This is a genomic window from Streptomyces sp. NPDC006997, from assembly GCF_040635175.1.
Taxonomy (GTDB): Bacteria; Actinomycetota; Actinomycetes; order Streptomycetales; family Streptomycetaceae; genus Streptomyces.
This window is the reverse complement of the sequence record NZ_JBEYHH010000003.1, coordinates 225830-239062: the sequence shown is the minus strand read 5'-3', so window position 1 is coordinate 239062 and position 13233 is coordinate 225830. Positions and strand designations below refer to the sequence as shown.

10 protein-coding genes are annotated in these 13233 nt (G+C 72.6%); 4 read left to right on the top strand and 6 right to left on the bottom strand.

The features are described 5' to 3' along the window. The first annotated feature begins 7 nt into the window (after nucleotides 1-7). The 3 genes from ABZ659_RS04260 to fxsT are packed head-to-tail and all read left to right on the top strand — an operon-like array spanning nucleotide 8 to nucleotide 7330. The gene (locus ABZ659_RS04260; RefSeq protein WP_360213216.1) at nucleotides 8-1756 is read left to right on the top strand and encodes a hypothetical protein; all 1749 of its coding nucleotides are present in this window, start codon (nucleotides 8-10) and stop codon (nucleotides 1754-1756) included. Further along, the gene (locus tag ABZ659_RS04255) at nucleotides 1753-2823 is read left to right on the top strand and encodes a MoxR family ATPase (RefSeq protein ID WP_360213214.1); all 1071 of its coding nucleotides are present in this window, start codon (nucleotides 1753-1755) and stop codon (nucleotides 2821-2823) included. Before ABZ659_RS04260 ends, ABZ659_RS04255 begins: the two co-directional genes overlap by 4 nt. Continuing rightward, nucleotides 2816-7330: an FxSxx-COOH system tetratricopeptide repeat protein gene (gene fxsT, locus ABZ659_RS04250; protein WP_360213212.1), complete on the top strand. Its 4515-nt coding sequence runs from the start codon at nucleotides 2816-2818 to the stop codon at nucleotides 7328-7330. The genes ABZ659_RS04255 and fxsT overlap by 8 nt, the downstream gene beginning before the upstream one ends. Nucleotides 7331-7403: 73 nt before the next feature. On the opposite strand, the gene ABZ659_RS04245 is transcribed toward fxsT, so the two are convergent. The 3 genes from ABZ659_RS04245 to ABZ659_RS04235 all read right to left on the bottom strand — a co-directional run bounded on the left by ABZ659_RS04245 (nucleotide 7404) and on the right by ABZ659_RS04235 (nucleotide 10755). Beyond that, on the bottom strand, nucleotides 7404-9275 hold the full coding sequence (locus ABZ659_RS04245; protein ID WP_360213210.1) for an HEXXH motif domain-containing protein: 1872 nt from the start codon (nucleotides 9273-9275) through the stop codon (nucleotides 7404-7406). A gap of 21 nt (nucleotides 9276-9296) precedes the next feature. Continuing rightward, on the bottom strand, nucleotides 9297-9461 hold the full coding sequence (locus tag ABZ659_RS04240) for a hypothetical protein (protein ID WP_360213208.1): 165 nt from the start codon (nucleotides 9459-9461) through the stop codon (nucleotides 9297-9299). Between the two features lie 169 nt (nucleotides 9462-9630). Then, nucleotides 9631-10755, bottom strand: coding sequence for a hypothetical protein (locus ABZ659_RS04235; protein ID WP_360213206.1), 1125 nt, complete (start codon nucleotides 10753-10755; stop codon nucleotides 9631-9633). Nucleotides 10756-10973: 218 nt separating this feature from the next. On the opposite strand from ABZ659_RS04235, the gene ABZ659_RS04230 reads away from it, so the two are divergent. Further along, a complete protein-coding gene (locus ABZ659_RS04230; protein ID WP_360213204.1) occupies nucleotides 10974-11270 on the top strand; it encodes a chaplin in 297 nt (98 codons plus the stop codon). Between the two features lie 107 nt (nucleotides 11271-11377). Here ABZ659_RS04230 and ABZ659_RS04225 read toward each other — a convergent pair whose 3' ends face one another. Genes ABZ659_RS04225 through ABZ659_RS04215 form a run of 3 tightly spaced genes read right to left on the bottom strand, consistent with a single transcriptional unit; the run spans nucleotide 11378 to nucleotide 13231 of the window. Then, the gene (locus tag ABZ659_RS04225) at nucleotides 11378-12244 is read right to left on the bottom strand and encodes a tyrosinase family protein (protein ID WP_360213202.1); all 867 of its coding nucleotides are present in this window, start codon (nucleotides 12242-12244) and stop codon (nucleotides 11378-11380) included. Next, nucleotides 12228-12668: a tyrosinase family oxidase copper chaperone gene (locus ABZ659_RS04220; protein ID WP_360213200.1), complete on the bottom strand. Its 441-nt coding sequence runs from the start codon at nucleotides 12666-12668 to the stop codon at nucleotides 12228-12230. Before ABZ659_RS04220 ends, ABZ659_RS04225 begins: the two co-directional genes overlap by 17 nt. Before the next feature lie 41 nt (nucleotides 12669-12709). Then, nucleotides 12710-13231, bottom strand: coding sequence for a hypothetical protein (locus ABZ659_RS04215; protein ID WP_360213198.1), 522 nt, complete (start codon nucleotides 13229-13231; stop codon nucleotides 12710-12712). Nucleotides 13232-13233: the final 2 nt, after the last annotated feature.

Here is a 13233-nt window from a genome sequence, read left to right as displayed (position 1 = left end):
AACGCACGTGCAGCAAAGGTCTTGGAAACACTCGGCGCGGCAACGGGTCCTGGGCGCCATGGTCGACGTCCTCGGCACCTCGACCGCGCTGGCGGACCCACGGGGGCGGCTCCAGTGGGCCCGGGAACTCGCGGCCGAGTTCGAGGGCCTGGAACTCGACGGCTTCCCGACGCCCCGTCAGGAGTTCGTGGAGGCGGTGCGGCTGTGCAGCCGTACCGAGGGCGGGCTCGACGGGCTGGTGGACATCACCGAGTTCCTCGCCCCCGCCCTGTCCACCCGGCTGCGCCCGCTGCTCGACGAGTGGTACGCCACCGACCTGTACGAGGGCCGCGACTGGACGGCGCTGCGGGCCGGACTGGACTTCTCGCTCCCCGAACTGCCGACGCTGATCGCCGAGATCAGCGGCGACCGGGTACGGCTGCCCGCGTACTGCACCTCGGTGTGGCACGCCTTCGTCCACCTCGCCTGCCAGAACGCGCCGGTCGGCGGTCTGGAGCCCAGCATGGTGCTGCTGGAGCACCTCATGCTGCGTACGGAGGCCGCCGACCTCGTCGGTGAGATACGCGCGTGGAACGACCACTTCGCGGCCGCCTGGGGCACGGCCGGCGGACCGGCCGGGCTGCGCGCCCTGCGCTCCCGGCTGACGGCCCGGCACCGACCGCTCCCGGCCCTGACGGTGGATCCCGCGCACACCGGGCACCCGGTCCACACCATGGACGAGAAGCAGCACACCGCCCAGCTGATACCCGCCACGGCCACCTCGGCGGCGGTCACTCCCCTGGCGGACCCGGCCATGGCAGTCGTCGCATCGGTCTCGCCCACGACAGCCGCCGTCCAGGCCGCCGAGCCCGACGGCGAGACGGAACCCGGGCCCACGGCTCCGGTGATCCGCATGTTCATCAAGGTCGCCCCGGACCTCACGCCGTTCGTCGCCACCGGCCCGCGCAGAAGGCGACCCGAGCCCCGCTACCGGCTCTCCTCCCGGGTCCGCTACGTCGAGTCGACCCGGCTCCACCAGGAGGGCCGCGACCCGCAGGACCCCGTTCCGCGCAGCAAGGTGCCCGGCGCCGTCGCCGAACTGCTGTCCGCGACAGCCGAGCTGTGGCAGTCTCGGGACGAGAACGTCGTCCTGGAGATCTTCCTACCGACAGAGCTGCTCGCCGAACCGGTCGAGTGGTGGGACAGAAACCCTCAACTCAGCCACCCCAACCCGCTGTTGAGTAAATATCCTTCGGTTTTTATCCATAGTCTGGAGCGTATGCAGCGACGCGATCTGCATCACGTGTGGCGCAGACGATGGACACGGTGGCGGAGCGACCCGGGGACCGGCCAGGCTCACTGGTGCGACCCCCAGGGACGACCCGCCGCCGATCACCTTGAGCTGCTGGATGCCCGGATCGGCAAAGAGGAGGGGGTGGTCTGCATGGTACTCAGTGACACCCCGCGGACCAGGAACGGCTTGGGACCGCGCGAGTTACGGGTGGGGCTCGACCACGGTGTGCCGGTGCTGGTCTTCCACCGGGAGGCCGCCGCCTCGGAGGCGTTCCGGAGCCTGGTCCAGGAGCTGTTGGCCGGTGAAGGGCTGGCCAACCTGCCCGACACTGCACGACAGTGGAGGGGCGACGCCGCCGCGGGTGCCGCCGGCCAGCGCGACAAGACCCTGATCCGACACCTCGGTGTCATCTGGGACGACCCGCATCACCTCCTCGATGGCGACGCTTGTGCTCCGGCTGCCTTCATAGGGGGGACGGATTGAACGCGCAGCAGACCAACGCGTTGCCCTACAAGGGCACCGGACGGTCACTTCCCGACACCCCGTACGAGGAGCGGAGCTGGCCCGAGGGTCCGCGCTGGCGCAGCTTCGACGGCGGCCCGCCGATGCCGGAACCGCCCCCCGAGGACGAGGCGGACCGCCGCCTCGGCCCGGTCACCGTCCCCCGGCAGCCCCCGCCGGACGAGGTCCGGCTCGTCAACGCCGCGATCCTGCTGCGCCGCCCCCTGCTGGTGACCGGCCGCCCGGGGGTGGGCAAGTCGGCGCTGGCGTACCGCATCGCCCGTGAGCTGGGCCTGGGCCGCGTCCTGCAGTGGCCGATCACCAGCCGCACCAGCCTGACCTCCGGCCTCTACGAGTACGACGCGATCGGGCGCGCCCAGTCCCACAACCCGTGGCTGATGTCGGCGGCCCAGCAGCAGCCGACGGCGGACGAGGCGGCGGCGGACATCGGTGACTTCATCCAGCTCGGCCCGCTCGGCACCGCCCTGCTCCCCTACCGGCTGCCCCGGGTCCTGCTCATCGACGAGATCGACAAAGGCGACGCGGACCTCCCCAACGACCTCCTCACCCTTTTCGAGGACGGCTGGTACGCCGTTCCGCCACTCGTTCGGGTGAGGAAGCAGCATCCCCGAGTCACCGTGCACACCGCCGACCCGGGCGGTTTCGCGAGCGTCGCGGAAGGCGTGGTCACGGCACGGGCCTTCCCCATCGTGATCATGACCTCGAACGGCGAGCGCGCGTTCCCCGAGGCCTTCATGCGACGGTGTCTGCGTTTGGACATGGCAGACCTCGATGCGGAAGGCTTGGCGGAGTTGCTCTCCGCCCACTTCTCCGACCGACTCGGTGACATGCAGGGAAAGTTGATCCGCGCCTTCAAGTCGCACAGCGAGGAATCCTCGGGGCTGGCCGCAGACATGCTGCTCAACGCGGCGCACCTCGTCACCTCGGGCGCGTACACCTACGCCGAGGGCGACGACGCCGAGTGGCAGTCGGTGCTGAGCGCCATCTGGCACCCACTCAACGCCGATGGGGCTGGGCGGAGTGACTGAACACCACCCCGCTTCCGAGGGCCGGGTGGCGGACCTACCGGCCCCGGACCCACAGCGTCTACGCGTCGGCGACCTGCACTGGCGGGAGGTCGCCGACGCGCTGTGGCTCGTCCGGGAACACCCCGGGCTGGTGGAACCGGACGAGTACGCCCCCGTGCGCGCGCCCGGCCACGCGAACGCCCCCGACGGGGAGCGGGCGACCGTCCCACCGTCGACGGCGCCCCGGCCGGAGGAGGGCGGGGAGGAGGCTGGGGAGGAGGGCGAGGAGAAGGCCCGGCAGGAGCCGGAGGCGAAGGAGCCCACGCCACCGGACCCCTCAGACCGCGCTGAGGCGACCGAACGGCCGGAGACATCCGAGCCCTCCGACGACCCCGACCCCACCCCCACCACACCCTCGACCACCGCCCCGCGCGCCCGCTTACGCCGAGCCCGCCACCGCCGCGGCACCGGCGCCTCCGCCACCCCCTCCCTCGGCCGCGCCCTGCGCGCCCTGCGCCAGCGCGGCCGCACCTCGCCCTACCAGGAACTCGACGAGGAGCGCACCGGCGAGCAGCTCGCCGAGGCGCCCTGGTTGCCGCCGGTCCTGCGACCTGCGCACGAGGCCCACTGGAGCGTGGTCCTGGTGGTGGACACCGCCCCGCACATGGTCGCCTGGCGCGGCACCGCGGCGGCGCTCACCCGGGACCTGCGGCTGTACGGCGGTTTCCGGGGCGTGGAGACCCGGCTCCTGGACACCTCGGCGGGCACGCCCGACGGCGTCGTCCTGCGCGCCCCGGGCCAGCCGGACCGGCCGGGCCGTCCGCAGCCGGTGCGCAGCCTGGTGGACCTGTCGGGGCGCCGTATCGTGCTGGTGCTGACGGACGGGATGGCGCCCGCCTGGCACACCGGCGCGGTGCGCGCGGCGCTGGCGGTGTGGGGCAGGCGCCAGCCGCTGGCGATCGTCACCCCGTTGCCGCAGCGCCTGTGGGACCGCACGGGGCTGCTCCCGGAGCGCGTGCGGATGCGCGCCGCCGGCCCGGGATCGGCCAACGGCGAGCTGTCCTGGGAGCTGCTCACCCCCTACGGGTCGAGCGAGTGGTCGGCGCCGCTGCGCCCCCGCCGGTCGTTTCCGGTGCCGGTGCTGGAGACCGCCGGGGAGTGGCTGGCGCCCTGGGCGCGGTTCGTGGCGGGTACCGAGCCGCGCTGGGCGGAGGCCGCGGCCACGATGGTGGCGCCGGGTGCCAAGCCGCTGCCGCTGATGGAGACCGGCCCCCTGGAGGAGAGCCCGGCGCAGCGGGTGGCGCGGTTCCGGGTGTGGGCGTCCGAGGAGTCGTTCGAGCTGGCGGTGCGGCTGGCGGCGGTGGAGCTGGACCTCACGGTGATGACGGCCGTACAACGGGACATGGTGCCGCCGTCGGGGCCGGTGCAGTTGGCCGAGGTGCTGGTCAGCGGGCTCATCGAACCGCGGCCCGGCCGTCCGGAGTCGTACGCCTTCCTCCCCGGGGTGCGCGCCGAACTCCTCGCGGCGAGCACCAAGCGCGCCACGCTGTGGGCCTCCCGGCGGGCGGCCGAGGTGCTCGCGCCGAACAACAGCGCCGCGCGGGAACTGCTCGACTATTTCGACGGCCGGGATACCAGGGGCGGTACCGAGATCACCCCGGACAACCTCCGTTTCCGGACCACCGAATACGTCGTTCTCAGTTCGCTCGCGGGACCCCATCTGCGTCGTGCGCACCGAATTCGCGGTCTCCTTTCAGCGCACATCCAACCGGATGAACTGACAGGTGCCACCGTACACACCGAAGCCTTAACCGATCATTTACGAAAAGATTCCGGCACCATGAATACAGCCGACGTTCCAGAGAGCCGGAGCACGACTGAGCCCCTGCCCTCCGTTTCTGATATCCACGGGCAGGTCGACAGCAGCACACGCCAAGGAGGCACACCAGTGACCACTGTTGCCCGAGGGACCGACACACCGTCCCCCGACTCGGCGGGCGTCACGCTGGGAAAACCTCAGGAAGGCGTTTCCTCGCTCCGTCCCGCGGTCCTCAACAACATGCCCCCACGCAACGCCCTCTTCACCGGGCGGGACGATTTGCTCCGCATGTTGGAACGGAATCTGGGACAGGGTCCGACGGCCGTACTGCCGCACGCCCTGCACGGAATGGGCGGTGTCGGGAAATCCCAGCTCGCTCTCGAGTACGTCTATCGGAATGCCGCGCGCTATGACGTCGTGTGGTGGATCCCGGCCGAACGGCCCACCCAGATCGCGCAGGCCCTGGTGGAACTCGCCCAGCGCCTCGGACTGCGGGTGACCTCGGAGGCCAACACCGCCGTCCCCGCGGTCCTGGAGGCGCTGCGCACCGGGCAGCCGTACGGCAACTGGCTCCTCGTCTTCGACAACGCCGAGAGCCCGGAGGCGGTGCGGAACTACTTCCCCACCAGCCCCGGCACCAGCCCGGTCGGCTCGATCCTGGTCACCTCCCGCAACCCGCAGTGGAACACCCTGGCGCACCCGCTGGAGGTCGACGTCTTCAAGCGCGAGGAGTCCATCCACCTCCTCCAGCGCCGCAACCAGGACCTGCCGGACTCCGAGGCCGACCAGCTCGCCGCCGTCCTCGGCGACCTCCCGCTCGCGGTCGAGCAGGCGTCGGCGTGGCGCGCCGAGACGGGGATGCCCGCCGCCGAATACCTCCGGCTGTTCGAGGAGAAGCGGGCGGAGCTGATGACGGTCTCCCAGCCCACCCACTACGACGAGACCGTCGCCACCGCCTGGAACGTCTCCCTCGACCACCTGGAACGCAAGAACGCCGCCGCGCTCCAACTCCTCCAGGTCTGCGCCTACCTGGCGCCGGAACCGATCTCCCGTTCCCTGTTCTCCCGCGCACCGGTCGAGCCCATCGCCCCCGACCTGGACCGCGCCCTGACCGACCCGCTGCGCCTCGGCCGCGCGATCCGCGAGATCAACCGCTACTCCCTCGCCAAGATCGACCACCGCACCAACTCGATCCAGATGCACCGTCTGGTGCAGGCGGTGCTGGTAGCCCGCATGTCGCAGGAACAGCGGGACCGGATGCAGCACGGGGCGCACCTGCTGTTGGCGGGGGACACCCCCGGGAACCCCCAGGACCCGATCAACTGGGGGAAGTTCGGCGAGCTGTACCCCCACGTGCTGGTGTCGGAGGCCGTTCGGTCGCCCTCCCGGCACGTACGCCAGATGGTGCAGGGCGTCGCCGAGTACCTCTTCTACTGGGGTGAGCACGAAGGGGCCCGTGAGTTCGCGCAGAACGCCTACAACGTCTGGGGCGACATGCACGGCACGGGTGACGGCCAGACACTGACGCTCGGCCGCCACCTGCGGTACGTCCTGTGGACGATGGGCCGCTACGAGGAGGCCGCGTCCGTCACCCAGGGAATGCGCTCGGTACTGGAGCGGCCCGATGCCGACGCGGACGAGGAACTCCTGCGCGTGCTGGGGCTGGTGGCGGCCGACCGCCGCGCCCAGGGCAACTTCCGGGAATCCCTCAAGATCAACGAAGAGGTGTACCAGCGGTCCCTCCGCTACGGTGACGACGAGCCGGAGACCCTGCTGCACGCCCACAACCTGGCCGTCAGCCTGCGCGTCAACGGCAAGTTCAGGGAAGCCCTGGAGCTGGACCAGCAGACCTGGCAGCTCAAGACGCAGATGTACGGCGAGGAAGCGCTCAGCAGTATGCTCACCGAGAGCAGCATCGCCCTCGACCGCCGTGAACTGGGCGAGTACCTGGCCGCCGTGACTCTCTTCGAGGGCATCACCGAGCGCTACCGGCAGCAGATCGGTGACAACCACCCCAACACCCTGCGCAACCTTGCCCGGCTCGGGGTGACCGTGCGCAAGGCGGGCCGGCACGCCGACGCCGCCGAACTCACCCGCAGGGCCCGCAAGGAACTCATCAACCGCTACGGTTCCGACCACCCGGACTCCCTGGTGGCCTCCCTGAACCTCTCCGTGGACCTGCGCCAGCTCAACGACCTCAAGGAGTCGGTGCAGTTGGGCGAGCAGACCCGGGACCTCTACATCCGGGTGTTCGGCGCCGAGCACCCGCACACCACCGAGGCCGAGATGGACCTCGCCATCACCTACCGCCTGCTGAACAAGGTCGGCGTGGCGCGGGAGCTCAACGAGACCGCCCTCGACCGCTGTATGGCGACGCTGGGCGCGGACCACCCCGACACGCTGGTGTGCCGGATCAACCTGGCCAGCGACATGTTCGCGCAGGGCGAGGTGAGCGCGGCGCTGGCCATGGACGAGGAGACGCTTCAGACCGCGGCCCGGGTGTTCGGCGAGACACACCCGACCGTACTCGTCCTGACCAGCAACCTCGCCCAGGACCTGAAGGCGCTGGGCCGCACCGAGGAGGCCGAGACCCACCACGGCAAGGCCCTGACCGGCATCGCCCAGGTGCTCGGCGAGCAGCACCCGGCCCACGCGGACGCGGTGGCCTGGCAGCGCGCCAACTGCGACATCGACCCGATGCCCATCTAGGGCGTGTCGCGAGAGTCCCGTCGTCCGCCCGCAGGGCGGGCCGGGCGGCGTCTGGTGCGTACTCTCGGCGGCCTCAGTCAGGGCCGCCGGGAACGCTCGTGTCCAGGCGTCCCAGCTGGTCGTTCAGCCATCCGACGAAGGCCACGGGGTCCGGCGCGTTCCCCTCGGCCCGCGCCAGCTCCTGGTAGACCGCCCGTGCCAGCTCCGGGCGCTCAAGGACCGGCCCGGCCGCCTCGTGGCCGGTGGCGCGCAGGGCCAGGAGCAGATCGGCCCACAGCCAATCGGCATCCGGCTCGCGCGTCTGGAGAGCCGTCGCGGCGAGCTTCGCCGCGCCCTCGCTGTCCCCGAGCGCGTGCAGCAGCTCCGTCACCCGGGCTCCCGGCACCAGCGCCGCGAGTTCTCCGGGACCGTCACCGGCCCGCTCCAGTGCCCGTTCGTCGCGCAGCCGGACCCGGTAGAGGCTGGCCAGCGTGTCCAGCCGGGGCACCCGGGGGCTGGGCAACACCCGCGCCGGGGCCGTCCGCGACGGCGGATCGAGGCGCCGGGGCCAGGACCGCGTCAGCGCATCCACCACCGCCCGGTCCGGCACGGCGTGGTACAGCCGCCACTCGGCGGCGTGCTGGTCGGCGGCGTCCTCCGCCATGGCGTACGCGCCCCTGGTACGGTCCGGTCGACCCCAGCCGAGGACCGTCTCGCTGAGCCGCTGGACCGTGCGCCTGCCCAGGCCGGTGAGGCCCGCGTGGGTACGCAGTTCCGGTAAGACGCGCAGCAGTTGCCGCCGCCACAGTCCGTACTCGAAGTGCGCCGCGTCGGCCTCGGCGCCTCCGGTGTCCGGGTGCAGCGCCCGGCCCCGCCAGAAGCGGGCGACCCCGGTGAAGGCGTAGACGCCCTGGAGGAGGCCGCGGATGGGCCGGGGATCGTCGCGCCAGGGGGCGTAGCAGAGGCTGGTGTCGCCCGGCTCGTACAGGGAGTACAGGTGCATCAGCGCGCCCAGCTTGCTGTGCTGTATCTCGTGCGCCAGGACGGCGGCGAGTTGCACGGCGTCCGGTGGCACGGTCGAGGCGAACCGGCCCACTGCGTCGCCGGAGGTGGCGCTCACGGGGCGGGCGGTGGCCGGGGTCGGCAGCGGTTCGATGCCGCGCAGCAGCACCGCCGCGTCGGTGGCGGACTGCGGGTCCGTCTCCTCGATCAGGGCCAGCGCGTCCCGCAGCAGGGTCTCCCAGGCGCGTGCCTCCGGCTCGGGCAGCCGTGGTGGGGGCCTGCCGGTCGCGGCCGGATCGATGCGGTGGGTGCCGAGGTCGTCGAGGAGCACGGTGGCGGACATGCCCTGGACCGTCACGGCGATGCCGCGCGCGGGCTGCCAGTGGGCGGTCTCGCCGTCGTACGGCGGGGGCACCCGTATGGTCCGACCACCGATCCTGACCGTCAGTTCGCCCTGGACACAGGTGACGCGGGCCGTGCCCCAGGGCCGGACGGTGTCCGGCGTCACGGCGCGGCCCAGCGACGGCAGCCACACGGTGCCGTGGCGGGCGGGGACCGTCAGGGTGAAGTCCAGCCCGGCCCTTACGGCGGCGGCCACCGCCAGGGCGTGGAACTGTCCGGCGTCCGCCCACAGGGGCGCCTCGCCGCTCGCGGACCCGCCCAGTCTGCGCAGGGTCGCCGCGAGCCACAGGCCGGTCTCGGGTGCCAGCAGCAGTTCGCCGACCCCGGTCCGGTCCCGTCGCTCCGCGTCGAGCAGCAGGTGCCAGGCGGTGTCCGCGGGGGGCAGCGGGCCCACTGCCGCGGGGCGCTCGTGCAGCAGATCGATGAGGAGGTCGAACTGGAGCAGCCGGTGGCTTCGCTCACCCTCCCGGATCCGCCGCAGGGTGCTCGCCGTGCCGCCGCCAGCGATCACGGAGTCGAAGTCCGCGACGCTCAGCCCGTAGCGGATCACCTGCTGGGGCACCCCGGCCCCGCGAGTCGTCGATCAGCTCTCATCGCCGCCGAAGTTGACATCCGGCTGTTCGAGTTTCCGGAGCAACCGCCGCTTGCTTTCGGCGCGCTCCCGGTCCCTAATCGCGCGTAGCTGATCAAGCGTCACTCCCCCGAGATCAAGTAGGTCCGACTCAACCATGCTGTCGGCGTGTTCCATGGTGCCGTTGCCCTCCCAGCATCCGGGCCGATGCCGCCGACGCCGACCCAACTGATGTCCATCATCGCCGCGTCACGCAGGCGCAGGAAGCCCGTGTCTCAGACATCCTTTCGAGCCGATGGCTCGTCACCGCCCCCCTGAGCAGGCCATACCAGGATTCTTCCGTCAGTCACCCCATCCCCGTCACCTCCCGCACCGCGTCCGCGAACTCGGCGAAGGCCGCCGTGCCCGCGTCCACCGTCTCCAACGCGGCGCACAACTCGTCAAGGCCGCCGGGGAACTCCCCGCACGTGTCGACGAGGTCGAGGAGCGCGAACCGGGTGACGTCGGACTGCGGCACGCTCACCGCGACGGCGGGCGGCAGCTGCCTGATCAGGCGTGCCCGGTCGCCGGGGCTGGTCATCGCCGGTATCCGCTCCAGCAGCCCGACCAGTCGCCGCCGCTGCTCGCGGGTGGGCCGGGCGGAGCCGTCGGCGACGGTAGCGCGGGGCCGGTGCCAGCGCTCCTGCTGGCCGTCCGGTCCCGTGTGCCAGAAGTACGTCGGTGTCTGCGGCCCGGCGTCCCACGCCCCGCCCTCGCCGACCGCGTCCCGCAGCGCCGTGGCGAGTCCCCCGGGATCGCTCAGCCAGGCGTGCCCCCCGCCGCCCCGCTCGTCCAGCAGGCGCAGGACGCGGGACGTGAACACGCCGTACTCGCCGGTGCCGGTGCCGCGCGCCGCCTGGCCGGGGGCGGCGGCGAAGAACGCGTACTGGCCGGGGCGTTCACGCAGTCGGCCCGTCGGGACCGGGTCGGGGGGCAGTGCCGCCCGTTCGGTGCGCGGGTCGCCGAAGACCTGGCAGGTGTCCAGCAGCCACAGCTGCCGTGGGTAGGACGGCACCAGGTCGGAGCGCCAGGCGGCCAGCGCGGCGTCCAGGTCCAGGCCGCGCAGGTCCTCGGCGACCGCGTCGGCGTAGAGCAGGCGGCGCCGTCCGCCGCTGTCGAGGAGGCCGTGCCCGGACCACGCCAGCAGCAGCGACTCGCCGTCCGACCGGGGCAGTTCACGGAAGAGCACCTCGTGGACGGCGTCCCGGGTCGCCGGGCGGTACTTCAGGCCGAGGCCGGCCGCCGCCCGCTCGTGGTGCGGCAGCGGGGACAGCAGCAGGGTGATCCGCTCCGCGGGCAGCCCGGCGTCCAGCAGCCGCCGCGCATGACCGAGGGCATCGCGCACCGGGCCGTCCAGGCGCCAGTCGGGGCCACCCGCGTAGCGTTCCACGCCGACGAGCACGGCGTGCGCCGACCGCGAGTTGTCCAGCATGGCTGGTACTTCCCCGCGATTCGGTACGCCAAATCCGTCGATCGGCATACCCCGCGTCACACCGTCTGTTGTCGGCCCCGCCCCCACCACGCTGAATTCCCTGTTCAAAAAGGGTGATCCGGAGGGAATCGCCGTGACCCGGCCAGACCCGCCGCGTTGAACGGGAAGTGCGGCGGCTCGTCCTGCCGTCGCGCTCACCGATTCATAAGGAGAACGTGATGTCTCGCATCGCGAAGGCGACCGGTGTCGCTCTCGGCACGAGCGCCATGGTCCTCGGCGGGGCCGGTCTGTCCATGGCGGACGCGGGCGGCGAGGCCGTGGCCGCCCACTCGCCGGGTGTCCTGTCGGGCAACGTCGTCCAGGTTCCGCTGCACATCCCGATCAACCTGTGCGGGAACACCATCGACGTCATCGGCTTGCTCAACCCGGCGTTCGGCAACGCGTGCGTCAACGAGAGCGGCCACCACGGCAAGCACGGCGGCGGCCACCACGGCGACGGCGGCTACGGCGGCTGACTCCCGCCCGTCCCACCCCCGCGAGAGCCCCGGCTTCCCCTCCCCGAGCGCCGGGGCTCCCGCGTGTCGGCCACCGGATCACCCGCCGTCGTCCGCCAGGTGCCACTTCACACGTACCGGTAGATCCGGGTGTGGTCCTCCAGTTCGTCCGGTGTCACGTCCCACGGCGGCAGCCGTTCGTGCCGCGCGACGATCCGTCCGTGCTGGGCGTGGCCCGGTCCTGGCGGGGTGGCCGGAAGGTAGCGGTGGTCGCGGTGGCGTCGCTGCCAGCGGGACCACAGCAGGTCGACGAAGGCGTGGTGCAGCCAGAAGACGGGGTCGTTGACGGACGCCCCGCCGACCATGACGCCGCCGACCCAGCGGTGCACCCGGTTGTGGTTGCGCCAGGCCCCCTTGCCCCGGCCGCCGCCCCACCCCTCCAGCTTGTTGCGGAAGCCCTGCCCGGCCGTGGAGTCCCAGGGCGCGCTGTCGTAGGCGGGGTCCTTCATGGCCCACTCCAGCTCGGCGGCCGTGGGCAGGTCGATCGGGTCGCGGGGGCGGCCGAGGTCCCGGGTGAGGAAGTCGGCGTCGGTGACGTTCTCCCGCAGCGGCCAGTCGCCCTCCGCGTGGGCGAACGGCCCGGTCGTCACCCGCAGGTCCGAGGGCCGTCCGGTGCCGCCGAGGAGGTCGTCCGTCCAGGGGCTCGCGGCGGGGGTGCGCTGCCGTGTCCAGTCCCAGTACGGCACCGTCACCGACGGGTCGATCCGTCGCAGCGACCGCTCCAGCTCCAGCAGGAACCTGCGGTGCCAGGGCAGGAAGGACGGCGTCATGTGGGCCGTCCGCAGTCCGGCCTCGCCGTCGGCGACGTAGAACTCGATGTGCGTGCGCACGTAGTCGTCGTACTCGCCGCGGCGTTTCAGCTCCAGCAGCGCCGTCACGAAGCGCCGCTTCTCGGCGGCGGTCAGGGCGCTCACGCTCTTACGGACGTAGACCATGGTGGCCTCCTCCCGGCGCGCGCAGCCGCTGTCCCGGGCCCAGCGCGTCGACGGCCGCGCGGGCCGCCGCCAGCGGGGTGTCGTACGAGGCGTAGTGGTCGACCACGCTCAGCCAGCCGCCGTCGGCGCGGCGCATCAGGTGCAGGGGCCGGCCGTCGACGGTGACCCGCCAGGCGCCGCCGCCCAGCCGACGTCCGGCGGCGGCCGTCTGCTGGGCGGCGGGGAGCGGTGCGCCGTGGATACGGCGGCCCCGGTAGGTCTCGTCGAAGGCGAGGTCGGCGGGGTCGGGGCCGGGCGGTCGGGGCCGGGAGGCGGCGACGAGGGGGGCCAGCGCCACGGCGGCGGCCGAGGCGGCCAGCCCGCGCACCAGGCCCCGTCGCCCGCCGTGCGGCGGCCCGGGGTCGTCGTCGGGCGGTCGGCCCATTCCTGCCTCCTCGTCCGGTCCGCCGCGGGGCGGGTACGTCCCTACAGTCCCGGTCCCGTGACGACGCTCGCCGTGGGCACGGTCTGGAGCATCGGCGTGACCACGCCCGCCTCGGGCAGCTTGGTGCCGGGCAGGCCGTAGCGGTCCGCGTCGGGCGCGGTGACCGGGGCGTCCACGGTCAGACCGGGCGCGAGGGTGCGCAGGTCGGAGGCGGGGGCGTGGACGGCGAGGTGGTCGAACTCGGTGCCGAGGACGTGCGGCAGCGGCGCCCGTACGTCAGCGCCGGGCACTCCGGCGTGGACCGGCAGCTGCGGCACGGCGCGGTCCGGCAGGAGACGGCCCTCGACATAGCGCGGGCCCTCCGGCTCGCCCGGCACGGGCACCGGCAACTGGCCGCTGATCTCGGGCAGTTCGACGTTGAGCGACTTCTCGGCACCGCCGAGTGGGACGGGGACGGGCACCGCGGTGACCGCCGCGGCGGGGAACGCGCTCGCGGCACCGGCCGTCGCGGCGGCCACACAGGTGAGCGCGGCGGCGAGGGTTCCTCGGGTGGTGGACTTCATGG

Coding starts and splice junctions, on each gene's coding strand:
- ABZ659_RS04240 (WP_360213208.1), bottom strand. CDS start 9,461: ATGGAACACGCCGACAGCATGGTTGAGTCGGACCTACTTGATCTCGGG.
- ABZ659_RS04235 (WP_360213206.1), bottom strand. CDS start 10,755: ATGCTGGACAACTCGCGGTCGGCGCACGCCGTGCTCGTCGGCGTGGAA.
- ABZ659_RS04225 (WP_360213202.1), bottom strand. CDS start 12,244: ATGGTCTACGTCCGTAAGAGCGTGAGCGCCCTGACCGCCGCCGAGAAG.
- ABZ659_RS04230 (WP_360213204.1), top strand. CDS start 10,974: ATGTCTCGCATCGCGAAGGCGACCGGTGTCGCTCTCGGCACGAGCGCC.
- ABZ659_RS04220 (WP_360213200.1), bottom strand. CDS start 12,668: ATGGGCCGACCGCCCGACGACGACCCCGGGCCGCCGCACGGCGGGCGA.
- ABZ659_RS04215 (WP_360213198.1), bottom strand. CDS start 13,231: ATGAAGTCCACCACCCGAGGAACCCTCGCCGCCGCGCTCACCTGTGTG.